Raw genomic sequence first — 22,949 nt, 5'->3', positions numbered from 1 at the left:
TATTACACGACAACAGGCGCGATCAACAGCGTGATGATCGTTCGCTCGGCTCTCCCAGAAACACCTGGCGCACCACCCGCTCCGCCGCCCGCCCGTCGTCCAATGTGCAGAACCGGCCCCGGAAATGCTCGCGGGCCTTGGTCGCCGCCTCCGAGCGCACGGCGTCGGTACGGAACAGGTCGAGCAGGTCGGCGAAGGTGGTGGCCACCGCTCCCGGCGGCTCGGCCGTCACGTCGAAGTAGACACCTCGGGCCAGCCGGTACGCCTCCCAGTCCGGGGCGTAGAGCACGATGGGCCGGTCCAGCACCGCATAGTCGAACATCGCCGACGAATAGTCGGTGACCAACACGTCCGCCATCAGATAGAGATCCTCCACCCGCTGGTAGCCGCTGACATCGCGAACCCGCTCCCAGTCCTTCGGTCGGCCAGGGCGCCGATCACGATCGTGGAAGTAGTGGCTGCGCATCAGCAGCCGACCCGAGTCGCCCAGCGCCCGCACGAACCGGTCCGGATCGAACTGCGGCCGGTAACCGGGGAGGTGCTCGCGGTGCGTCGGCGCGTACAGCACGACCTGCTCGTCGGGGTCGAGGCCGAACTCCGCGCGTAGCCGGCGCACCTCGTCCGGGCCGGCGGTGACCAGGCGGTCGTTGCGCGGGTATCCCACCTCCAGGGTCGTGTACGTGGCCGGGTACGCCCGATCCCACATCTGGGTGGAGAAGCTGTTCGCGCTGACGCTGTAGTCCCACCGGTCCACCCGGCGCAGCAGCCCGGCGAAGTCCATCCGGCCCGCGCCGATCGGGTAGCGCTGCTGATCCAGGCCCATCACCTTGACCGGTGTGCCGTGGTGGGTCTGCAGGTGCACCTGCTCGGGTCGCTTCCGGACGAAGTCCGGAAAGTTGACGTTGTTGACCAACCATCGGGCGCGGGCGAGCACCCGGAAGTACGCCGGGGTGCCCGCGACCACGTACTCCACCCCGGTCGGCACGGTGTCCACCCGGTCCCGACGCACGATCCACACCCCACGCACCCCCGGCGCCAACTGGCGGGCGACCTCGTAGATCGCCGCCGGGTTGCAGGAGTACCCCCGGTACCAGTAGGCGGCGTACACCGCGAGCGTCGGATCGACCGGCCGCCGCAGCTCGGCTCGGTAGTACTCGCGCAGCAGGCCGTCGCGGGTCAACCGGGCGCCGCGCCGAGCGACCGGGCCGACCCGGCGCCGGGCGGTGCGGGCCCTCCTGCGGGCGGTGTCGCGGGCCCGGCTGGCGGCCCGCAACGCGCTGAAGGTGCGCCAGCGGCCGGCGGCGACGAGCCGGTGCTTGATCCCCTCCACCCCGTCGGGCACCGGATAGCCGCCGGGCGGCAGCCAGCGTTCGTAGTCGGCGGTGATCTGCGCGAAGAACGCCGGCCGCAACTCCGGGGCGATCCGCTGGCCGTTGCCGAGCACAGTCAGGTAGTGCCAGATCATCCGCTCGAAGACCGCCGGCCGCAGAGCGTCCGTCGCCGACCCCCACGAATCCATCAGGTGGAAGACCCGGTGCCACTGGGGGAAGACCTCGAAGTGCCGGTCCCCCCGGGTCCGGGTGATCGCGCCGGCGCGGCGTTGCCGGTAGTTGACGCAGACCCGATCCAGTACGCCGATCCGCTGCGCCGCCATCAGGACCGGGTAGCTGAACGAGACGTCCTCGTACCAGCCGGGCGCGAAGCGCAGCCCCAGGTCGACGAGGAACTCCCGGCGGACCAGCCGGTTCCACGCGGTGTGCAGCAGCCGCATGGCCTCCGGCCGGTCCCGCAGCCGGAAGGTGCCCACGCCGGGTGACTCCGGGAACACCTCAGCCATCGCGCTGCGCGTGGCGGTGTCGTTCCAGTGGGTACGGACATGATCGACCAGCAGCACGTCCGGGCGGGTGCCGCGCAACCGCTCGGCGACCTCCGTCAGGCACTCCGGCGTCAGCCAGTCGTCGCCGTCGAGGAACCACACGTACTCGCCGACGGCCCGGTCCAGCCCGATGTTGCGGGCTGGACCGAGGCCGACGTTCTCCGGCAGTCGCACCGAGTGGACCCGCTGGTCGCGGGCCGCGTACTCGTCGATGATGTCGCCGCTGGCATCCGGCGAGCAGTCGTCGACGGCGATCACCTCGATGTCGGTCTCCGGCTGACCGAGGATGGAGTCCAGGCATTCCCGCAGGTATCCCTGCACCCGGAAGGCCGGCACCACGAAACTGATCAGGGTCACCCGGCCGTCCCTCCGTCAGCGTGGCGCGGCACCTCCAGCGCCCACCGGCGCGACCGACGCCCGCGTGCTACTCGCCGGTCGGACGAACCAGGCCAGGACGACGCTCACCACGAAAACCACCAGAAGGTACGCACCGAGTGTAGCCAGCCCGACACCTGCCGTGCCGGCAATCGCCGCGAGGGCCAGCAGCGCGGAACGCCCCTCCCAGCCCAGCGTGGCCACGTGCAGAGGCGGCGCCGCCTGCCGTTTCTCCAGCCGGGCGGTCAGGTCGTAGTGGTGCACGGTGAGCACGAAGACGTACCCGAAGATCAGCCAACCCGGCACGTCGCCGACCACCCCGACCGCGATGGCGAACAGGTACTCGGCGGCCCGCAGCGCCGCCGGCACCAACCAGTCCAGCGGCCCGTTGTGCGCCGCTCCGGCGCCGAGGCCACCGACCAGCAGCACCAGCAGCGCCACCGGCACCGCCCAGCGCAGTCCGTCGGGCGCGTCGCTCAGCAGCGCCGCGACCAGCAGCACCGCCGGGCCGAGCGCGGCGATCACCGCCAGGGTGAGCGGCCCCATCGGGCGGACCACCGGCAGCCGGCGGGCCAGCGGCCCGTCGTCGCGGTGCAGGGTGGCGTCGACCGTGTCCAGCACCGGCACCCACATCCAGCGGGCGCGCAGCGTCCGCAGAGCCCCGGTGTACGCGAACGCCAACGCACCCCAGACCAGCACCGCGATCAGGCTGACCAGCGGGTTGAACAGCGCCACGGTCAGCGCGATCAGCGCCCACCGCTCACCGATCGGGAAGACGACGGTCCGCTTCAACCAGTAGGACACCGAGCCGGTGTCGGCCTGCACCCGGGTCGACGCCGCATTGAGCCGGTCACCGATCCCGCCGCCGGCACCCGTCGCCGCGCGCGGTCGACGGGCCGCCTCGTCGTGCAACACCCCGTACCAGGTGTCGGTCATGTGCCGAACGGTCTGCAACGTCATCGCGGCGATCGCGAGCGCCCACCCGTTACCCAGCCCGGCGTGGCTCACCCCGAAGCCCAGACCGGCGTAGACCAGGTATTCCTTGGCCCGGTCCGCCATCGTGTCCAGCCAGCCACCCCAGGCGCTGAAGTGCCGGGTGTAGCGGGCCAACTGGCCGTCCACGCAGTCCAGCACGAAGCCGAGGTAGAGCAGCACCCCACCGCTGACCAGCGCGGCTCGCCCACCGACCCCGAACAGCACCGCCGCGGCCAGCGCGAAGAGCACCGAGATCGCCGTCACCCCGGTCGGAGTGAGCCGAAGCCGGGCCGCCAACCGCACCACCTGGGGTGACCAGGTGCTGACGAAGTAGGTGGTGAAGAAGTCGTCCTTCTCCTTCACCGACAGCCGCAACTCGGCCCGGTCCTCGTCGACCGCGGTCACCGCCGCCTCGGCAGCGGCGAGCCCGGAGGCGTCCTCGACCCGGTGCGCGACGAGCAGGCGTACCCGCTGGGCGAAGATCAGGGTGCCGAGCGCCGCGAGGCCCGCGAAGAGCCGGTCCACGGCGGGCCCGGGGCCGCCCGCCGCCCGCGCGGCGGCCGCGAGGGTCGGGAGGTCGTCCACGCCGACCCGCAGCGCGCCGCCGAACACGCCGGTGGCGTCCCCGTCGAGGGCGTCCACCGCGCCGGCGTCGACCACCTGGCCGCGCTCCTCCCGCACGACGGCCCGCCCGGGCACCGGCGGGTCGCCGAGCACCAGCGCCACCGTGGGTCCCACCGGGCTGGTGGCCAGGTGCCGCAGTACGGCGGTGTGCGCCACCAGGTCGGTTCCGGTGATCAGAACGGAGGCGGTGGCGGTGTCGACAAGCGCGGCCAACTCGTCGAGGTCGGCGGCGAAGCGCACCTCGTCCGCCCCGGCCCGGCGTAACTGTGCGGCCAGGCGGTCGGCCAGCGACTCGCCGGTCGCGGTGGTCAGGCCCGCCGCGGGCGTACCGGCGGCGAGCACGATCGCGAGCGTCACCGCGGAACCGCGGCGTGGTACGCGTCGAGCGCCTCGGCGATGGTGCCGTCGAGCGTCAACCGGCCCGCGTCGAGGTACAACCCCCGACGGCAGAACCGGGTCAGGTCCTTTTCGTTGTGTGACACCAGCACCAGCGTGCGCCCCTCCCCGAGCAGACGATCAATTGTCGCGTAGCACTTCTTGCGGAACTCCGCGTCTCCTACCGCGGTCACCTCGTCCATCAGCAGGATCGGGTGCGGCAGGTGCGAGATGATCGCGAAGCCCAGCCGCACCTTCATCCCCGACGAGTAGTGCCGCACCGACGTGTCGATGGCCCGCTCCACCTGCTCACCGGCGAACTCGACGATCTCGTCGAAGTGCCGCTTCAGATAGCTCGTCGACAGCCCGTGCAGCCCACCGACCAGGTGCAGGTTCTCCCGCCCGGTCAGGTCGTTGGAGAAACCGGCGGACAACTCCAGCAACGGTGCCACCGCACCGTGCACCCGGATGGTGCCCTCGTCCGGGATGAGCACCCCGGCGATCAGCCGCAGCAGGGTGCTCTTGCCGGTGCCGTTGCGGCCGATCACTCCGATGGTCTCGCCGGGCTCGACGGTGAACGACACGTCGCGCAGCGGCCAGAACTGGCCCGGCAGGGCACCACGCCCACCCCGGTGGATGAACAGTTCCCGCAGCCGCAGTTGGCGGCGACGGTTGCGGACGAACCGAATGCCCAGGCCGTCCGCCTCGATGATCGGCGCGGCCATCTCAGAGTTCCTTGAGCACGGCAGGTTCCAACCGGCGGAACGACCACCAGCCGGCGGCCAGCACCAGCAGGCTGCCGACGACCGTGATGGCGAGCAGCCGGGCGTCCGGGAACTCGTCCGGGTACCAGATCGCGTGGTGCAGCTGGAAGATCCCGACCAGCGGGTTCAACTCGTACACCACCTTGAGCCAACCGGGCAGGCCGGACTCCCGGACCAGGCTGAGCGGATAGATGATCGGCGTGGCGTAGAAGAGCACCCGGATGATCAGCCGCATGAACCGTTCCACGTCGCGCATCAGCACGTTCCACGCGGACAGCAGCAGGGCGAGCCCGGTCAACAGGACGGCCTGGAGCGCCACCGCGAGCGGGAGGGAGAGCAGCGACCAGCCCGGGTGGATCCGACCGTGCACCGCGTAGATCACCGCGATGGCGATCAGGATCGGCAGGCCGGCAGCGTACTCGGCGAACCGGCCGGTGACCCGGCCGATCGGGAAGACCTGACGCGGCACGTTCATCGTGGTGATCAGCCGGGACTGGCCGGTCAGCGCGTTGGTCGCCTCGCTCAGCGCCGAACTGGTCCACATCCAGGCGAAGATCCCGGTGATCAGGAACAGCGGGTACGACCCGGCCGCCTCACCGAGGTGCCGACCGGTGTCCCGGGAGTAGAGCACCCCGAACACGAACCAGTAGATGGCGCCCATGCCGAGCGGCTCGATCAACGACCAGAAGTAGCCCAGCACCGACTGCTGGTACTTGACCGCCAGGTCCCGTCTGACCAGGATGCGCAGCGAGTTGCGGTGCGACCACAGGGCCGCGACGCCAGAGGTCACCGCGAGCCTCCCGCCTCCTGAAACGGACGACAGGTTAGCAGTCGGTGAACGAATGCCCCGAATCGGCCGGACTCAGCACTCGATCACGTTGACGGCCAGACCGCCACGCGCCGTCTCCTTGTATTTGACCTTCATGTCGGCGCCCGTCTCCCGCATGGTCTTGATGACCTTGTCCAGCGACACCTTGTGCACACCATCGCCGCGCAGCGCCAGCCGGGCGGCCGTGATCGCCTTGATGCTAGCCACCGCGTTCCGCTCGATGCAGGGGATCTGCACCAGGCCACCCACCGGGTCACAGGTCAACCCGAGGTTGTGCTCCATCCCGATCTCCGCCGCGTTCTCGACCTGCTCCGGGGTGCCACCGAGCGCCTCGGCCAACCCCGCCGCCGCCATCGAGCACGCCGAGCCAACCTCACCCTGGCAGCCGACCTCCGCGCCGGAGATCGACGCGTTCTCCTTGAACAGCACGCCGATCGCGCCGGCCGCCAGCAGGAACCGCACCACGCCGTCATCATCGGCGCCCGGCACGAACCGGGTGTAGTAGTGCAGCACCGCCGGAATGATCCCGGCCGCACCGTTGGTCGGCGCGGTGACCACCCGGCCGCCCGCGGCGTTCTCCTCGTTGACCGCGAGGGCGAACAGCGTCACCCAGTCCATCGCGTGCAGCGGGTCGGCCGTCCCGGCGTCCGCCTCCAGGCCACGCCGCAGCTCCGCCGCGCGCCGCCGGACCTTCAACCCACCAGGGAGTACGCCGTCCCGCTCGCAACCGGCCCGCACGCACTCCTGCATGACCCGCCAGATCTCCAGCAGGCCGGCCCGGATGTCCGCCTCGCTGCGCCAGGAACGCTCGTTGGCCAGCATCACCTCGCTGATCGACAGGCCGGTCGCGGTGGTCTGCGCCAGCAGTTGCGCCCCGGTCAGGAAGGGGTACCGCACTACCGTGCTGTCCGGCTTGATCCGGTCCGCGCCCGCCGCCGCCTCGTCCACCACGAAACCGCCGCCGACGGAGTAGTAGGTGCGGCTGCGCACCTCGGCGCCAGCCCGGTCGTACGCCACGAAGGTCATCCCGTTCGGGTGGTACGGCAGCGACCGGCGGCGGTGCAGCGTCAGGTCCCGATCCGGGTCAAAGTCGATCTCGTGCGCGTCCAGGATGTTGATCCGCCGCTCGGCCCGGATCCGCTCGACCCGAGGGCCGACGGTGTCCGTGTCGACCGTCTCCGGGGACTCGCCGGCCAACCCGAGCAGCACCGCCCGGTCGCTGCCGTGGCCATGCCCGGTGGCGCCCAGCGAGCCGAACAGCTCAGCCTGCACCCGCGCGGTGTCGGTGAGCAGCCCGTCGGCTTTGAGCCCGGCCACGAACGTGCGCGCGGCCCGCATCGGCCCCACCGTGTGCGAGCTGGACGGCCCGATGCCGACACTGAAAAGGTCGAAAACACTGATCATGGCTGCGCTTCCTCGCCGTCGGCCCGGTTTACGGGATCCGACCCGGTCGTGGCCACCGGTCTGGCGGCCCCGCTCGTGGCTGTGTGGTGCCGGTCACCCGGGGGTGTGGGTGCCCGATCAGCCAGCCTACCCGCCCAGCTCAGCGCCCAACCGTCCGCTTGAACGCCGGCACCTGACCGTCGTCTGCCCGCCACCGGAAGATCACGCTCGATCCAGGTTCCAGTGGTCTCCGCCCACCCCCGAGGCCACTACATCCAGGATCGAGCACGATCTTGGCGGGCTGCGGCTGCGGCTTCGGCTTCGGCTTCGGTTCGGCTTCGGCTTCGGTTCGGCCTAGGGGCGTCAGGGAGGGGCGGCCGGGGTAAAGCACCTACGGGTCCACGGGTTGCCGATCCTCCTCGGGACCGAGGGCGAGTTGGCCACCCCTGTCTACCGTGGATTGCAGACGCGGCGCACCGCCGCAGAGTGGGAGTACGACGATGAGTCGCAAATTGGTCCGACCCCGCGAGGGGCGCATGATCGCCGGTGTCTGCGCCGGCCTGGCCCGCCGATTCAACACCTCGCCGTTCATGGTCCGGCTTCTGTTCCTGCTGTCCCTGCTACTGCCCGGCACCCAGGTGATCGTCTACCTCGTGCTGTGGTTCCTGATGCCGAACGAGGACCGCTACCTGGCCTCCACCCAGCACTGACCCTCCGCCGCCCCCGGACCACGCGCTTGATCCACTCAACATCGGCGACATGGGGGTATCAGCGCACCCCGATACCCCCACATCGCGGATGTCGTGTCGATCATGGTGATCGCCAGGCGCGGCACAGCGCCGGCACGGCGGGTGGCAGGCGGCGGGCGGCGGGCGGCGGGCGGCGGGCGGCGGGCGGCGAGCGGCGAGCGGCGGGCGGAATGGGAGCGCCCGCTGCGGCGGCGGGCGGCTTTGACGGCCGGAATGCGGGCGGTTTTGACGGCCGGAATGGGAGCGCCTGCTGCGGCCGCGGGCGGCTTTTGACGGGCGGAATGGAAGCGCCCGCTCCGACGACAGTCGGAGCGGGCGCTTCGGCGTTACGGGGTGTGGCAGCTCAGGGTGCCGTGAAGGTGACCGTGATTTGCTGGTAGCCGAGGGAGCGCAGCAGCCCCTCCAGCATCTTGCGGGTGTTGTCCTGGGCTCGGGCGGCGAGCCCGCTGTCCCGGGCGGCGCTGGTGATCCGGTCCTCGGCGAGCACGTAGATCTGCTGCTGTCGGTTCGGGTCGTTGCCGACCAGGTCACCGAGCCGGTTGAGCAGACCGCGCTGCTCCGCGAAGACGTAACTCTTCTCCATGTCGAGGTTGGTCTCGCCGAGCTGCGGCGCGGGCAGCTTGATCTCGACGGACTTGCCGTCGGCGGACTGGACGACGGCACCCTCACCGATCTTGGTGAAGTCGACGTACGCCTCGACGCTGCCGGCCCCGACGAACAGGGTGCGCTCGTTGAGCAGGAAGTCTGGAACGTTGCGCCGGTCGTTCTGGGTGTCGACCACGACCTGGAAGTTGCCCTCGGCGGCCACGTAGCGGCTGAGGTCCTGGATCGACTTCAGCAGCGGCGGCTGACTGCGGTCGGTCTGCTCCTTGGCGAACGGGTTGCGGAACTCCGGCAGGAAGCCGGTCGCCTGAATGCCGAGCAGCACGACCACGGCCAGTGCGGCAGCGCCGAGCAGCAGGAGCAGGCCACGGGCCGCCCCACCACCACCGGTCGTCGGGCCGCCGGAGCCGTCAAAGTTTCCGGAGCCTCCGGAGCCGCCCGGTGTATCCGTGGTCGGCTCGGGTGTCGCGGTCGACCGCTCCTTGAGATCGTCGCCGGTCGGGTAACCGGGGAACTCCCTCGTGGGCTCGTTGATGCCAGCGTCGCGGGCCATCACGCTCACCGTCCTCGTCAGACACGTCGTCTGCCAATGACGGTACGGCCCCCGTACGACAGTCGCGCGTTGAGCGGACGAAAAACGCAAACGGGCAGGTCAGGCGAAAGCGGAGAGCCCGGTGAGCCGCTGCCCGACGATCAGTTGGTGGATTTCGGAGGTGCCCTCGTACGTCAGCACGCTCTCCAGGTTGTTGGCGTGCCTCATCACCGGGTATTCACCGGAGACGCCGTTGGCGCCGAGGATGGTGCGGCACTGCCGGGCGATGGCCAGGGCCTCCCGCACGTTGTTCAGCTTGCCCACGCTGACCTGCTCGGGGCGCAGCCGGTGGGCGTCGGCGAGCCGGCCCAGGTGCAGCGCGAGCAGTTGCCCCTTCACCAACTCGACGGCCATGTCGGCGAGCTTCGCCTGGGTGAGTTGGAAGCCGGCCAGCGGGCGACCGAACTGGGTGCGGGTGGTGGCGTACGCCAGGGTGGTTTCCAGACAGTCACGGGCGGCGCCGACCGCGCCCCAGACGATGCCGTACCTGGCCTCGGTGAGGCAGCTCAGGGGTGCCTTGAGCCCGGTCGCCTCGGGTAGTTGGGCGTCTGCCGGGAGCCGGACGCCGTCGAGCACGATCTCGCCGGTCACCGACGCGCGCAGCGACATCTTGCGGCGGATCTCCCGGGCCGTGACGCCGGGTGTGTCCATGGGGACGACGAAGCCGCGCACGCCCTCGTCGGTGCGCGCCCAGATCACCGCGACGTCGGCGATCGGCGCGTTGGTGATCCACATCTTTCCGCCGGTGAGCACCCAGTCGTCGCCGTCGCGGCGGGCCCGGGTGGCCATCGAGGCAGGGTCGGAGCCGTGGTCCGGTTCGGTCAGGCCGAAGCAGCCGATCGCCTCACCGGTGGCCATCGACTGCAGCCAGTGCTGCTTCTGCTCCGCACTTCCGTAGCGCCAGATGGCGAACATGGCGAGCGAGCCCTGCACCGAGACCAGGGATCGGACGCCGGAGTCGGCGGCCTCCAACTCCTGGCAGGCCAGCCCGTAGGCGACCGCGGAGGCGCCGGCGCAGCCGTAGCCGGTCAAATGCATGCCGAGCAGCCCGAGCTTGCCGAACTCGCGGGCCAGCTCCCGGGCGGGCACCCGGCCGTCCTCGTACCAGTCGGCGACGTGCGGCCGCACCCGGTCGTCGAGGAGTTGGCGGACGACGTCGCGGATCTGCCGCTCCTCCTCGGTGAGCGACGGATCCAGGTCGAGCAGGTCGAGCGGAGCGGTCATGGACGCCACCCTAACGAAGGTTCAGTGCGCGAAAGAAGGGCTCGTCACTCGATCGGCTCGGAGAGCACCAGCACCCGCGCGTGGATCTGGTTGCGCTGCTGGAGAGCGGCCCGCAACGCCCGGTGCAGCCCGTCCTCCAGGTAGAGCCCGCCGTTCCACTGCACGACGTGCGGGAAGAGGTCACCGTAGAAGGTGGAGTCCTCGGCGAGGAGTTTGTCGAGCGCCAACTCGCGCTTGGTGGTGATCATCTGGTCCAGGCGCAGCGGACGGGGCGGGATCTCCGCCCACTGCTTCAGGGTCAGGTTGTGCTCCGGGTAGGGACGCCCGTCCCGGACCGCTCTGAAGATCACGACGGCACGCTCCCCTCCCCGTGGCCGGGCCGACCGACAGCGCCGAGCCGGGCCGCGGCGGGCACCGCGCGGCGCGGCACCGATGACCGTGCCAGCCTAGCCGCCCAGCGCACGTTGCGTTCTGCTCCCTGATGTCAGTTTCGCTACCGCTCGTCCGATCCTCAACCGGACGAACAGGACGCCATTCTCAGCTCCACCGGCCGCGCCGCACCACCTCGTCCACTCCGCGGCGCCCACGGCGCAGCGACGGTGACCGATGGTCGGGTGCCCGGTAACCGATTGTGACGGCTCCGATGGGTTGGTACTCCGCCGGCACGCCGAACGCGTCCCGGTAGGAGGCGAGCCGCTGCGGCGCGATGCCGAAGAAGCACGCCCCCAGCCCCTCGTCCACGGCGGTGAGCAGCATCAGCAACGCCGCGAATCCGGTGTCCACGTGCCAGTACGGCACCGGCCACCGGTCGGTCGACCGGTCCGTCCAACCCTTGTCCGGCTCCGCGTAGCGCTGCAGGTAGGCCGACTCGTTCGCGTGCGGCACCACGATCAGGGGTGCCCGGCGCATCCCCGCCAGCCAACGCTCGCGACCACCGCCATCGGGTGTGGTGGCCGCCCAGAACCGCTCCCGGTCGGCCGGCTCCTCCAGCACCAGGAAACCCCAGCCCTGGGCGAACCCGGCCGACGGCGCGTGGACGGCGTGCTCGAGCAGCCGGTCCACCACGTCGGGCGGGACCGGGCGGTCCGGGTCGTAGTTGCGGACCATCCGCCGACGCCGGACGACCTCGGCGAACTCCATCAGGCTCCGGGCCGGATGCCCCAGGCACCCCGCCAGGTCGTGCCGGGCTTGAGCGTGAGCACGTCCTTGCCGGAGCGGAACGCGTCCGGTGGGCAGGTCATCGGCTCGATCGCCACCGAACGGCGGTGCCGCTCACCGGTGAGCGCATCCCCGGTGAACACCTGCCACCAGCCGAACTCGGCGTCCGCCCAGATGCTCACCCCCGCCGAACCGTCCGGCGCGGACAGGCTCACCGACGAGCCGCCGTCGGCGTCGCGGATCACCTGACCGAAGCAGAGGTCCAGCTCGGCGGCACCGATCCGGCGCGGGCTGGTCCAGTCGTACTCGGTGCCGGCCACCGGGGTCGCGCCGACCGGCAGCAGCCGGCCGTCCACCAACAGCCGGGTACGGGCCGGCAGCCGCATGACCAGGTCGTCGACCGCGACGCCCGGCAGTTGCAGGTACGGGTGCACGGAGAAGCCGAACGGCGCGACCTCCCCGCCGGTGTTGGTCACCTCGTGCTCGGCGCGCAGCCCGTCCGCACCGACGCTCCACCGGCTGACCAACCGCAGCGGCCACGGGTAGCCGGGCTGCGGCGGGAGGTCGTAGCCGACCGTCACCGCGTCCTCCGACTGCTCCAACAGACGCCACGGCACCCAGTTGACCAGCCCGTGGATGGCCACGTGCCGCTCCGGCTCGGTCAGCGGGAGCTGGTGCGTCCGCTCCCCGAACGAGTAGCGGCCGTCGCGGATCCGGTTCGGCCAGGGTGCCAGCACCTGCCCGGTGCAGCCGGGGCAGACCTCGTCGGTCTGGTAACCGTCGACCAGGTCGACACCGTCGTGCCGGTACGTCCGGAGCCCACCGCCCACCTCCACGATGACGGCCTCGTGGCCGGCGGCGGAGATGGTCCACTGGGCGCCGGAGAACGGGCGCTGATCGGGGCTTTCCATGTCGGCGACCCTAACCGGTCACGTCCGGTCGCCGCTCGACGCCGTCGCCGCCCGGTAGCGCAGCAGTGCTGGGAACGCGACCGCGAGCACCACCACGAGGACCGCCGAGGCGAGCCCACCGGCCACCCAGGCCACCCCGCCACCGAACCCGGCGGCCATGGTGCCGGCCCGCAGGTCACCCAGACGCGGGCCACCCGCCACGACGACCGTGTTGACGCCCTGGAGCCGGCCGCGCATCCGGTCCGGCGCGTAGACCAGCATCATCGACTGGCGCAGCACCGCGCTCACCAGGTCGGCGGCGCCGGCCACGGCGAGCAGCAGGACCATCAGCCAAAGCTGGTGGGCCAACCCCGCCGCGGCGATCGCGACTCCCCAGGCGACGACCGCGAGCACCAGGCCGAGCCCCTGCCGGCGGAGCCGGCCGATCCAGCCGGAGGTCAGCCCACCGATCATCGAGCCGATCGCGATGGCGCTGTAGAGCAGGCCGACCGCCCCGCCGCCGCCGAACCGCTCGTGCGCGATCTCCGGGAAGAGCGCCCGCGGCATGGCGAGGATCATCGCGATCAGATCCACCCCGAAGGACAGCAGGAGTACGGGTGTGGTGGCCAGGTAGCGGAACCCGTCGACCACGCTGGCCAGGCCGGCACGGCGGACCTGACCGTCCGCGGTCGGCTCGGGCGGCAGCGCGGGCAGACGCAGCGCCGCCCAGAGCATCGCGGTGAACAGCACCGCGTCCACGCCGTACGCGATGGGCAGGACGACCGTCGTGTCCGGCGAGGCGGAGAGGATCAGGCCGGCGACGAGCGGGCCGGCGACCGAGGCCGCGGTGAAGGTCGTGTAGTTGAGGGTGCTGGCCGCCGGCACCAGGTCGTCCGGCACGAGCCGGGGCAGCATGGCGCTGCGGGCCGGCGAGGTGATCGCGAACGCCACCGACTGCAGCGCCATCAACGCCAACAGCAGCACCGGGCTGCCCACGTTCAGCAGCGCCTGCACCAGCAGCCCGAGGGTGGACGCCCAGAGCAGCACCGACCCGCCGAGCAGCACGGCACGGCGGTCACGGGCGTCGGCGACCGCGCCACCCCAGAGCCCGAAGATCAGCAACGGTACGAAGGCCGCCACGCCCAGCAGGCCCACCCAGAACGAGTCCCGGGTCAGGGCGTACATCTCCACCGGAACCGCGACGGCGGTGAACTGGAACCCGAACATCGCCACGGTGTTGCCGAGCCAGAGCCGCCGGTACGCGGGCACGCGCAGCGGCCGTACGTCGATAGCCCAGCGACGCAGTCCGCGCGGCCGAGCCTCCTGCACACCCGTCACGGCGCCAACCGCTCGACGATCCAGCCACCCTCGTCGAGGCGACGGAAGCGGAGTCGGTCGTGCAACCGGCCGGCCCGACCCTGCCAGAACTCCACCGACTCGGGTTGGACCCGCAACCCGCCCCAGTGCGACGGGGTCGGGATCTCGGTCCCGTCGGCGAACCGCTCGGTCACCTCCTGGTAGCGCTCCTCCAGCGCCGCCCGGCCCGGGACCACCTGCGACTGCGGGCTGGCCCAGGCACCCAACTGGGAGCCGCGCGGCCGGCTGGCGAAGTACGCCTCGCTCGTCGCGCGGTCGACGTGCGCGACCCGCCCGGCGACCACCACCTGACGCTGCATGGCGAACCACGGAAAGACCAGGCTGGCGTACGGGTTAACGGACGCCTCGACGCCCTTGCGCGACAGGTGGTTGGTGAAGAAGACGAACCCCTCCGGGTCGTACCCCTTCAGCAGTACCGTCCGTCCGCTCGGCCGCCCGGCCGAGTCCGCGGTGCCCACCACCATCGCGTTGGGTTCGGGTAGTCCGAAAGCCACCGCGTCGGCGAACCAGCGGTCGAACTGGGTGTGCCAGTCCACGGCCAGGTCAGCCTCGGTCAGGCCCAGGTCCGCGGCGTACTCGTTACGCATCGCGGCCGGGGCGGGTGTGTCGCCCGTCACGTCCCCACTCCTTCTCGGCGACCCGGCCGACGCCCTCCCGCGCTGGCCAGACCGCACCGCCCAGTCTCACCGAGTAGCGCCGAGAATGCGCGTTCGAAGATGTCGCGTGCAGCACAGTCGCAGCGGGTCGCGTATCCCTTACTCAGCAGGCAGTATGTTCCGAACACATCCCTGAGGGTCGCCTAGGGCGCTCGGCCGACCGGGCCGGATGAGCTGACCGGGCGCACCGACCAGATCCAGGAGAGCCACATGGCCGATTTCAAACCCGGGCTGGAGGGCGTTGTCGCCTTCGAGACCGAGATCGCCGAACCTGACCGTGAGGGTGGCGCGCTGCGCTATCGCGGCGTCGACATCGAGGATCTGATCGGCCAGGTGTCGTTCGGCAACGTGTGGGCGCTACTGGTCGACGGCCGGTTCGGGCCGGGCCTGCCGCCGGCGGAGCCGTTCCCGGTGCCGGTGCACTCCGGTGACATCCGCGTCGACGTGCAGTCCGCGGTCGCCATGCTGGCCCCGTACTGGGGGCTCAACCAACTGCTGGACATCTCCGACGAGCAGGCCCGTGAGGACCTCGCCCGGGTCTCGGTGACCGCGCTCTCCTTCGTCGCGCAGTCCGCCCGGGGCCTCGGCCTGCCGGCGGTGCCGCAGAAGGAGATCGACAAGGCGCAGACCATCGTCGAGCGGTTCATGAAGCGCTGGCGTGGCGAGCCCGACCCGCGGCACGTCAAGGCCGTCGACGCGTACTTCATCTCGGCCGCCGAGCACGGCCTGAACGCGTCCACCTTCACCGCTCGCATCGTCGCCTCCACCGGAGCGGACGCGGCCGCCTGCATCTCCTCCGGCATCGGCGCCCTCTCCGGCCCGCTGCACGGCGGCGCCCCGTCCCGGGTGCTCAGCATGCTGGAGGCGGTGGAGCGCAGCGGCGACGCGGAGGGCTACGTCAAGGGCGTACTCGATCGCGGTGAGCGGTTGATGGGCTTCGGCCACCGCGTCTACCGGGCCGAGGACCCGCGCGCCCGCGTCCTCCGGCGCACGGCCAAGGAGCTGGGTGCGCCGCGCTTCGAGATCGCCGAGGCGCTGGAGAAGGCGGCCCTCGCCGAGTTGCAGGCCCGCCGCCCGGACCGCGTGCTGGCCACCAACGTCGAGTTCTGGTCGGCCGTCGTGCTGGACTTCGCCGAGGTGCCGGCGCACATGTTCACCTCGATGTTCACCTGCGCGCGGATGGGCGGCTGGAGCGCGCACATCCTGGAGCAGAAGCGCCTGCAGCGGCTGGTCCGCCCGTCCGCCCGCTACATCGGCCCGGAGACCCGCAAGCCGTCCGACGTCGAGGGCTGGGCGGCCATCCCCCACGGCGTCTGAGCTGTCCGTAAGGGGCCCCGCTCATCGCCTGGCGATGGGCGGGGCCCCTTTTGGCGTACACCCGGCCGTTGCCGCCGAGGTGTGGCGAAGGACTCAGCCCAGCCCTCGGGGGCCCGGCTTGCACCGATGGGTCCGAGTGCGAGGATGAGGGCCGGCAGTGTCGCCGGGCCCGCCCTCGCCCTTGCGGAAGGATCTTCAAGACCGTGGCTGACGCACCGACCATCCGGATTCCCGATGAGATCAAGCCCGCCGACGGACGCTTCGGTTGCGGCCCGTCCAAGGTCCGCCCAGCGGCAGTGTCCGCGCTTGCCGAGGTCGCGACCAGCTACCTGGGCACCTCGCACCGACAGAAGACGGTCCGCGACCAGGTGGCCCGGCTGCGCTCCGGCATCGCCGAGTTCTTCTCGCTGCCCGAGGGCTACGAGGTCGTGATCGGCAACGGTGGCACCACCGCGTTCTGGGAGGTCGCCACCTTCGGGCTGATCCGCGACCGGGCCCAGTTCGCCAGCTTCGGCGAGTTCGGTGCCAAGTTCGCCAAGTCGGTGAAGGACGCGCCGTTCCTGGGCGAGCCGACCGTCCGCAAGGCCGACGCGGGCAGCGCGCCGACCCTGGTCGCCGAGTCCGGCGTGGACGCGTACGCGACGCCGCAGAACGAGACCTCGACGGGTGTGGCCGTCCCGATCAGCCGGGTCGCCGGGGCCGACGAGGGTTCACTGCTGCTGGTCGACGCGACCTCCGGCGCGGGAGGCCTGGAGGTCAACGTCGGCGAGACCGACGTCTACTACTTCGCTCCGCAGAAGTGCTTCGGCTCGGACGGCGGTCTCTGGCTGGCCCTGATGTCACCGGCCGCGCTGGATCGCGCCGCCGAGATCAAGGCGTCCGGACGCTACATCCCCGCCTTCCTCGACCTGGTCACCGCGATCGACAACTCGCGGCTGGAGCAGACCTACAACACCCCGGCGCTGGCCACCATCTTCCTGGCCGCGGAGCAGACCGACTGGATGAACGCGCAGGGTGGCCTGACCTGGGCTGCCAAGCGCACCGCCGAGAGCGCAGCCACGGTGTACGGCTGGGCGGAGCGGTCCAGCGTGGCCAGCCCGTTCGTCGGCGACCCGGCGCTGCGCTCCAACGTGGTCGCCACGATCGACTTCGCCGACGAGGTGGACGCCACCGCGATCGCGAAGGCGCTGCGCGCCAACGGAATCGTGGACACCGAGCCGTACCGCAAGCTCGGTCGCAACCAGTTGCGGGTGGCGCTGTTCCCGGCCGTCGAGCCGGCCGACGTCGAGGCGCTGACCGCGTCCATCGACTACGTGGTCGAGCGACTCTGAGGTTCGTCACGGTCGGTGTCCGTTGAGGCTTCCACGGACACCGACCGTGATCATCGTTGCAGCTCAGTCATGACATGCGGGGTGTCGCTTCCCCCACCCCGAGGCAGATGCGCGTACGGTGGTCCGAGACGCCTGGGTGGCCGACTCGTGGCGTGCGGCCAGCGAAGCGGGACGGAGGCAACGCTATGCGCCCAGTACGCTTCGTCGCCCTCTCCGAGGACGGCCATGCCCTGGTTCTCGCCGACGAGGTCGGACGACTGCTCGCCCTGCCGATCGACGACCGGATCTCGGGGGCGTTGCACGCCGAGCCTGGCGCGCCGCCGCTGGTGGTGGCGCCGACCGCAGCCGACCCGGTCCCCTCACTGTCTCCTCGGGACATTCAGGCCCGCATCCGCTCCGGTGAGTCCGCCGAGGATGTCGCCCGGATCGCCGGGGTGCCGGTCGACCGGGTGCTGCGCTACGCCGGCCCGGTCCTGCAGGAGCGGGCGATGCTCGCCCAGCACGCCCGCCGCACCCGACTCAAGGGCGCGGAGAAGCCCACCCCGCTCGCCGAGGTGGTCAACGGTCGGCTGAGCCAGCACGGCATCGACACCGAGAAGATCTCCTGGGACGCGTACCGGCGTGACGACGGCACCTGGCGGATCATCGCCACCTGGCCGTCCGGCAAGGCCACCGCGCAGGCCATCTGGGATCTCGACAAGACCCGGCAGTCGGTCGCCCCGCACGACGACATGGCGCAGTACCTGTGCGCCGAGCGCCCCACGCCGATCCTCGGCCAGGAGCCGGCGCCGGAGCGGGGCGGGCACGGCCTGCCCGGTCCGTCGCGCGGCGAGCCGAGCCGTGGTGGGCACGGGTTGCCGGCGGCGTCCGAGCACCCGCGCCCCGGTCGGGATCCGATCCGGGCCGGCCGCGACGCGTTGCTCGCCTCACTGGACCGCCCGCTCGGCGCGTCGTCGGGTCGTGGCCTTGAGCCGCGTACCCCTGCTGCTCTTGGCGGGTCGGACGCGCCCCGGCAGCGGCCGGTCGGTGGGGGCGCAGCCGCACTGCTCGGCGGCGGCCAGGGGTCGGCCTTCGACGACGACTCGGACGCGCCCAAGGAAGTGCCGGCCGTGCCGTCGCTGGCGGTGCTGCGGCCCCGCCGGACGGGTGCCGCGGCCGCTGCGGGCGGCGAGGCCACCGATGCCAACGGCAAGCCGCGCAAGCGCCTGCCGAGCTGGGACGACGTGCTCTTCGGCAGCGGTCCGGCCGCGCGCGAGTCCTCCTGACGCTTCGCGTTGACGGGTGGCTCTTCACCACCCGTCAACGCAAGGCACCTGGCTTCACCGACTGCTGGTCGTGCCGTCGGACCCGACGGCGGCGACCTCGCGGACGGCCTCGGCGATGGCCCGGAAGTCCTTCTTGAGGATCGCGCCGTGGTTGCTGGCGACTTTCGCGCCGATCTTGATGTTCGGGTTACGGGCGGTCACCGCATCGAGGCTGGTACGGATCTGCTCCTGCTCGTCACCTCGACTGCCGAGGGACGTCCCCGAGGCGACCACATAGCGCGCCGGGACAGAGATGTTGTCCAGCACGGGGCCCAGCTCGCTCTCGCGGGAGAGCCGGCCCAGCTCGATGTTGCTGTTCGCCATCTGTTCGGCGTTCATCCGTGGAGTCAGGCCCGTCGGGCGCAACAGCGGCATGAACAGGTTCATCCGCCGGAACAGCTTGCGGATCCGCTGTTCCATGGCCTCGTCGAGCCAGTCGTACGGGAACGCTCCGTCGACCAGGACTGCGCCCAGGGCACGCTCGGGGTTGCGACTGGCCCAGTGCGCCCCGACAACCGCCCCGTAGGACCAGCCCACCACCAGGGCCTGATCCACGCCCCTGGCTGCGAGCACGGCGTCGACGTCCCGGACGGCGGCCTCGAAGGAGTAGTCGGCCGAACGCTTCGACTTCCTGCCGCGAGCCCGCTCGTCGTAGGTGATGTGTCGCCACCCCGTTCCCAGTTCAGCGATGACCCGCCGCCAGTATCCCTGGGTGGCGAACTGGCCATTGAGGTAGATCACGGGGACGCCGGGACCGCCGCTGTCGGTGACGGCCAGGGCCGTGTCGTCCACGGCCACCATGCCGGTCCACTTCGAACTGCCGGTCGACGTCGAACTGGTCGAGGAGTTGCTGCCTGTCGTCATGCTCTGCTCCTGGTCGCGTCTTGGGTCGGGTCAGACGGAGAGGCTGCGGGCGGTGATGTCGCCGTGGGAGGTGGTTGCGCGGATGTCGAGTCCGTCGGTGCCGTCGTTCTTGAGGCTGTTGCTGATGCGGCCGTAGCCGGTGCCGGCGTCCAGGGCGGCGGAGACGCCGTGGGCGGCGGCGATCGAAATGTTGCCGGACTGGGTGCTGAGCACGACCGTGCCGTGCACGGCCTCGGTGATCCGGATGTCGCCCCGCGAGGTGCTGATCTCCGCGGGGCCGTTGAGCCGGCCGACCTCGACGTCGCCGTCGATCGCGTGGAGGCGGACGCTCGCGGCCTCGTCGATCTTGATTCGCCGGTACGCGCCCTGGAAGGAGATGTCGCCGAGGCGCCCGACGCTGCGGAGCTCGGTGCTGGCGGTCTTGGCATCGACGCGGGAGCCGGCGGGCAGCTGGACGGTCACCTCCACCGATCCGGACGGGCCGACGAGCAGGTTGCCGGAGGTCGAGGCCGTGACCCGCAGGACACCGTCGGCGTAGGAGACGGTGGTCTGCTCGGCGGCCTTGGTGTCGCGGCCCTTGGAGGGGTCGGCGGGCCGGACCTCGACGGTGGTGTCGGCGCGGTCCGCGGCGATGAACTGGATGCGTCCGGCGGGGATGTCCAGGACGGCGTTGATCGGGGCGGGGGTGTCGAACTTCTGCATCGTGCTCTCCTGTGCTCGCTCGTTCTTTCTGACACCCGAAACGCTACGTTGCCTTTCGAATCTCGGCAACAGAGTCGTTGCACTGACAGAACATACCCGCAGCTAGAAGCCGTAAAATCATTGCAACTGGCCTGACGATAACGCAACGATTGCAGCTCAGTGCATTGCAATGGTCAGAAGGTGAACGCTATAGTGGGCCGGTCAGGGACCACCACGAAGGAACGCCCGAGGAGACCGTGATGCCGGGAGGCAGACTCACCCAGCAGGAACGCCAGCAGATCGCGCTGGGGCTGGCCGACAGCCTCCCCTACGCCGAGATCGCCCGACGCCTCGACCGTCCCACCTCGACGATCACCCGCGAGGTGATGCGCAACGGCGGCCCCACCGCGTACCGCGCCGACCTGGCCCACCGCGCCACCGAGCGCCGCGCCCACCGGCGCAGGCCGGCATCAGTCCGAGGCGCCGAGGCAGCCCCCCAGCCGCACGGGCGCGACGCCGAGGCCGTGGCCGAGTACGAGGAGGCGTTTACCACCGTCCTGATGGCTTCCGGCCTGACCAAGATGGGCGCGCGGGTGCTGACCTGCCTGTTCACCACTGACGCGGGCAGCCTCACCGCGTCCGAGCTCGCCCAGCGCCTTGAGGTCAGCCCGGCGTCCGTCTCCAAGGCCATCACCTTTCTGGAGGGCCAGAGCCTCGTCCGCCGCGAACGCGACGAACGCCGCCGCGACCGTTACGTCGTCGACGACGAGCTCTTCTACCAGGCGACGATCGCCAGCGCCCGAGCCAACGACCAGCTCGTCGAGATCGCACGTCAGGGTGTCGCCATCCTCGGCCCCGACACCCTCGCGGCCACCCGCCTGGAGAACGTCGCCCGCTTCCTCGACTTCATCAGCGAAAGCATCAATCGCGCTGCCGAGCAGGCCCGCGAAGTCCTCCACACCAGATCCGGGACGACCCGCGAGTAGACCGCGACGAAGAGCCACGACCGTCCGTCCCGCTCAGCGGTGCCGTTGCCAGTGCCCGGTCCGGGCCGCGGGCAGGGCCAGCCCTGCGGCGTGCAGCACGCCCTCCACGCGGACCCGCTCGATCTCCTGGTCGACGCCGGCCAACTCGGCGAGGTGCTCGGTGATGCCGAGCGCACGGCAGGCCAGCCGGAGCCTGTCGTCGTACGCCTGGAGCAGCGCGCTGTGCCAGACCATCGACCGGCCGGTGCCGCCGAGCCGTTGGCCGCCGAGGCGGCGCAGGTCGGCGGCGAGCTGTTCCAGGGGCCGCCGGTCGGTGCGGTCGAAACCGCTGAGGTCGATGTCCCGGGTCAGCGCGTCGGCCTCGATGGCCCGGTCGAGACGGGCAATGATGCGTTTCTCTCGACTGCGCTCACGCCACTCGGACCAGCCGCAGACCACCCGGTCGAGGATCTCGTCATAGCAGAAGAGCAGGGCGAGTGCCGCCGGCAGACTGGCCACGGCGAGGAACGCCAGGGCCAGCATCAGCGCGCGTCCGACTCCCACGTATCGACGCTAAGCCCCGCCGTGCCACCCCGCCAGCGGTTTGGCCGCATCCGCGTAATCCGTCCAACGAGACTCGCCCCTGACTCCGCCAGGTGTCGAGGAGGGGCCTCTCCTCCAGAATGTCCGGTAAGAAGAGGCCCCTTCCCTACCCTCAGTCGGTGGAGGTTACGTAGAAGCGGGGCATCGGGAGGACCCGGAAGCGCAGCCGGGCACCGGAGCGGCGCAGCTGCCAGGTGAGGGCGATCAGCGCGGCGGCCAGCGAGAGCAACGCGCCCATCCAGATGCTGGCCCCGGCACCGTAGTGCTCCGCGACCCAGCCGATCAGCGGCGCGCCGACCGGATTGGTGCCCAGGAAGACCAGCACCCACAGGGACATCACCCGACCCCGGAAGGCGGCGTCCACGCCCAGCTGGACCCGCTGGTTGGCGGCCTGGGCGAAGAAGACCATGAAGAAGCCGGTCGGCACCAGCAGCACCACGACCAGCCAGTACGCCGAGGCGAGACCGACCAGGGTGCCGAAGCAGGCGCAGGCGATCGCCGCACCCAGCACCAGCCAGACCGATGGGCGGCTACGCCGACCGGTGCCGCTGAGCGCGCCGCCGAGCGCGCCGACGGCCAGCGCGGTGCTGAACAGGCCGAAGGAGGCGGCGCCGGTGTTGAAGACGGTCTTCGCCAGCGCGGCCAGGGTGAGCTGGAAGTTGAAGAGCGACATGCCGATCACCGACATGACCGCCATCGGCAACAGCAGGTCGGGGCGGTGCCACACGTACCGCAGCCCGTCGATGACCCGCGCGGACGCCCGCTCGTCGCGCGGCAGCAGGGCGTCGCGTTGCAGTTCGGACGTCCGCATTCGGACCACGTTGACCAGGGGCGCGATGGAGCTGACCGCGGTGAAGAGGAAGACCGGGCCGACGTCGAACGCGGCGATGGCCAGGCCGGCGACGGCCGGGCCGACGATCCGGGCGGAGTTGAACACGGCGGCGTTCAGCGACAGCGCGTTGGGCAGCAGGGGCGTGCCGACGAGTTCGGAGACGAACGCCTGACGGACCGGGGTCTCCACGGCGTTGGCCGTGCCGAGCAGCGCGGCGAAGGCGAAGACGTGCCAGAGCTGCACCAGGTCGGTGAGGACCAGCAGGGACATGCCGGCCGCCAGCAAGCTCCAGAAGGAGTTGGCGGCGAAGAGCAGCACCCGCTTGTCGTACCGGTCGGCGAGCCGGCCGGAGAGCAGCGTGAGCAGCAGCACCGGGGTGAACTGACAGGCGGTGACCACACCGAGCGCGGTGGCCGAGTTGTTGGAGAGCTCGAGGACGAGCCAGTCCTGGGCGATGAACATCATCCAGACACCGATCAACTTGATCAGCTGCCCGGATGCGAAGAGGCGGTAGTTGCGGACCTGTAGGGACTGGAACATCGTGCTCAGCTTCGCCTGCACTCTTGGTGCGCCTCCTCCGGACGTACACGTCATCGACACGT

At 70.9% G+C, this 22,949-nt stretch carries 21 protein-coding genes; 5 read left to right on the top strand and 16 right to left on the bottom strand.

Features of this window, described 5'->3' with window-relative positions:
• Positions 1-22: 22 nt before the first annotated feature.
• From HNR20_RS16695 to HNR20_RS16675, 5 genes are all read right to left on the bottom strand, one after another.
• Positions 23-2,233, bottom strand: a complete 2,211-nt coding sequence (locus HNR20_RS16695) for a bifunctional glycosyltransferase/CDP-glycerol:glycerophosphate glycerophosphotransferase (protein WP_184180917.1) — start codon at positions 2,231-2,233, stop codon at positions 23-25.
• A 15-nt stretch (positions 2,234-2,248) separates the two neighbouring features.
• Positions 2,249-4,207 carry a DUF5941 domain-containing protein gene (locus HNR20_RS16690; protein WP_184180915.1) on the bottom strand — a complete coding sequence of 653 codons (1,959 nt, stop codon included), beginning with the start codon at positions 4,205-4,207 and terminating at the stop codon, positions 2,249-2,251.
• Positions 4,204-4,950 carry an ABC transporter ATP-binding protein gene (locus tag HNR20_RS16685; protein ID WP_110564637.1) on the bottom strand — a complete coding sequence of 249 codons (747 nt, stop codon included), beginning with the start codon at positions 4,948-4,950 and terminating at the stop codon, positions 4,204-4,206. Before HNR20_RS16685 ends, HNR20_RS16690 begins: the two co-directional genes overlap by 4 nt.
• A 1-nt stretch (position 4,951) precedes the next feature.
• Positions 4,952-5,779: an ABC transporter permease gene (locus HNR20_RS16680; protein ID WP_184180913.1), complete on the bottom strand. Its 828-nt coding sequence runs from the start codon at positions 5,777-5,779 to the stop codon at positions 4,952-4,954.
• 72 nt (positions 5,780-5,851) lie between these two features.
• Positions 5,852-7,222 carry an L-serine ammonia-lyase gene (locus HNR20_RS16675; protein ID WP_184180911.1) on the bottom strand — a complete coding sequence of 457 codons (1,371 nt, stop codon included), beginning with the start codon at positions 7,220-7,222 and terminating at the stop codon, positions 5,852-5,854.
• A gap of 479 nt (positions 7,223-7,701) precedes the next feature.
• Here HNR20_RS16675 and HNR20_RS16670 point away from each other — a divergent pair, with 479 nt between their 5' ends.
• Positions 7,702-7,911 (top strand): PspC domain-containing protein, encoded by a 210-nt coding sequence (locus HNR20_RS16670; RefSeq protein ID WP_184180909.1) that lies wholly within the window; start codon positions 7,702-7,704, stop codon positions 7,909-7,911.
• 382 nt (positions 7,912-8,293) lie between these two features.
• Here HNR20_RS16670 and HNR20_RS16665 read toward each other — a convergent pair whose 3' ends face one another.
• The 7 genes from HNR20_RS16665 to pdxH all read right to left on the bottom strand — a co-directional run bounded on the left by HNR20_RS16665 (position 8,294) and on the right by pdxH (position 14,381).
• The gene (locus HNR20_RS16665; RefSeq protein ID WP_373290984.1) at positions 8,294-9,109 is read right to left on the bottom strand and encodes a DUF4230 domain-containing protein; all 816 of its coding nucleotides are present in this window, start codon (positions 9,107-9,109) and stop codon (positions 8,294-8,296) included.
• A 96-nt stretch (positions 9,110-9,205) separates the two neighbouring features.
• Positions 9,206-10,369 carry an acyl-CoA dehydrogenase family protein gene (locus HNR20_RS16660; protein WP_184180904.1) on the bottom strand — a complete coding sequence of 388 codons (1,164 nt, stop codon included), beginning with the start codon at positions 10,367-10,369 and terminating at the stop codon, positions 9,206-9,208.
• Between the two features lie 44 nt (positions 10,370-10,413).
• A complete protein-coding gene (locus tag HNR20_RS16655; RefSeq protein ID WP_030329612.1) occupies positions 10,414-10,719 on the bottom strand; it encodes a type II toxin-antitoxin system VapB family antitoxin in 306 nt (101 codons plus the stop codon).
• A 187-nt stretch (positions 10,720-10,906) separates the two neighbouring features.
• Complete coding sequence (locus HNR20_RS16650) at positions 10,907-11,509, bottom strand: nitroreductase family protein (RefSeq protein ID WP_184180902.1); 603 nt, start codon at positions 11,507-11,509, stop codon at positions 10,907-10,909.
• Positions 11,509-12,438 carry an aldose 1-epimerase family protein gene (locus HNR20_RS16645; RefSeq protein ID WP_184180899.1) on the bottom strand — a complete coding sequence of 310 codons (930 nt, stop codon included), beginning with the start codon at positions 12,436-12,438 and terminating at the stop codon, positions 11,509-11,511. Before HNR20_RS16645 ends, HNR20_RS16650 begins: the two co-directional genes overlap by 1 nt.
• Positions 12,439-12,456: 18 nt before the next feature.
• Positions 12,457-13,755: an MFS transporter gene (locus HNR20_RS16640; protein ID WP_184180897.1), complete on the bottom strand. Its 1,299-nt coding sequence runs from the start codon at positions 13,753-13,755 to the stop codon at positions 12,457-12,459.
• Positions 13,752-14,381, bottom strand: a complete 630-nt coding sequence (gene pdxH / locus HNR20_RS16635) for a pyridoxamine 5'-phosphate oxidase (RefSeq protein ID WP_184188550.1) — start codon at positions 14,379-14,381, stop codon at positions 13,752-13,754. Before pdxH ends, HNR20_RS16640 begins: the two co-directional genes overlap by 4 nt.
• A gap of 279 nt (positions 14,382-14,660) precedes the next feature.
• On the opposite strand from pdxH, the gene HNR20_RS16630 reads away from it, so the two are divergent.
• The 3 genes from HNR20_RS16630 to sepH all read left to right on the top strand — a co-directional run bounded on the left by HNR20_RS16630 (position 14,661) and on the right by sepH (position 18,363).
• Positions 14,661-15,767: a citrate synthase 2 gene (locus tag HNR20_RS16630; protein ID WP_124774249.1), complete on the top strand. Its 1,107-nt coding sequence runs from the start codon at positions 14,661-14,663 to the stop codon at positions 15,765-15,767.
• A 203-nt stretch (positions 15,768-15,970) separates the two neighbouring features.
• Entirely contained in the window at positions 15,971-17,098 is a 1,128-nt protein-coding gene (gene serC / locus HNR20_RS16625) for a phosphoserine transaminase (protein WP_184180895.1), read from the top strand.
• Positions 17,099-17,283: 185 nt separating this feature from the next.
• Entirely contained in the window at positions 17,284-18,363 is a 1,080-nt protein-coding gene (sepH, locus tag HNR20_RS16620) for a septation protein SepH (protein ID WP_184180893.1), read from the top strand.
• 54 nt (positions 18,364-18,417) lie between these two features.
• On the opposite strand, the gene HNR20_RS16615 is transcribed toward sepH, so the two are convergent.
• Positions 18,418-19,266, bottom strand: a complete 849-nt coding sequence (locus tag HNR20_RS16615; protein WP_184180891.1) for an alpha/beta fold hydrolase — start codon at positions 19,264-19,266, stop codon at positions 18,418-18,420.
• Positions 19,267-19,296: 30 nt separating this feature from the next.
• Positions 19,297-19,968 carry a DUF4097 family beta strand repeat-containing protein gene (locus HNR20_RS16610; RefSeq protein WP_184180889.1) on the bottom strand — a complete coding sequence of 224 codons (672 nt, stop codon included), beginning with the start codon at positions 19,966-19,968 and terminating at the stop codon, positions 19,297-19,299.
• 239 nt (positions 19,969-20,207) lie between these two features.
• Here HNR20_RS16610 and HNR20_RS32920 point away from each other — a divergent pair, with 239 nt between their 5' ends.
• On the top strand, positions 20,208-20,933 hold the full coding sequence (locus tag HNR20_RS32920; protein ID WP_184180887.1) for a helix-turn-helix domain-containing protein: 726 nt from the start codon (positions 20,208-20,210) through the stop codon (positions 20,931-20,933).
• Positions 20,934-20,966: 33 nt separating this feature from the next.
• Here the strand turns inward: HNR20_RS32920 and HNR20_RS16600 are convergent, their stop codons facing one another.
• Together HNR20_RS16600 and HNR20_RS16595 are read right to left on the bottom strand one after the other, a co-directional pair.
• On the bottom strand, positions 20,967-21,476 hold the full coding sequence (locus tag HNR20_RS16600; RefSeq protein WP_184180885.1) for a hypothetical protein: 510 nt from the start codon (positions 21,474-21,476) through the stop codon (positions 20,967-20,969).
• Between the two features lie 151 nt (positions 21,477-21,627).
• On the bottom strand, positions 21,628-22,908 hold the full coding sequence (locus tag HNR20_RS16595; RefSeq protein ID WP_184180883.1) for an MFS transporter: 1,281 nt from the start codon (positions 22,906-22,908) through the stop codon (positions 21,628-21,630).
• Positions 22,909-22,949: the final 41 nt, after the last annotated feature.

Source organism: Micromonospora parathelypteridis, assembly GCF_014201145.1.
GTDB classification, from domain to species: domain Bacteria; phylum Actinomycetota; class Actinomycetes; order Mycobacteriales; family Micromonosporaceae; genus Micromonospora; species Micromonospora parathelypteridis.
This window is presented reverse-complemented; position numbering and strand designations above follow the sequence as displayed.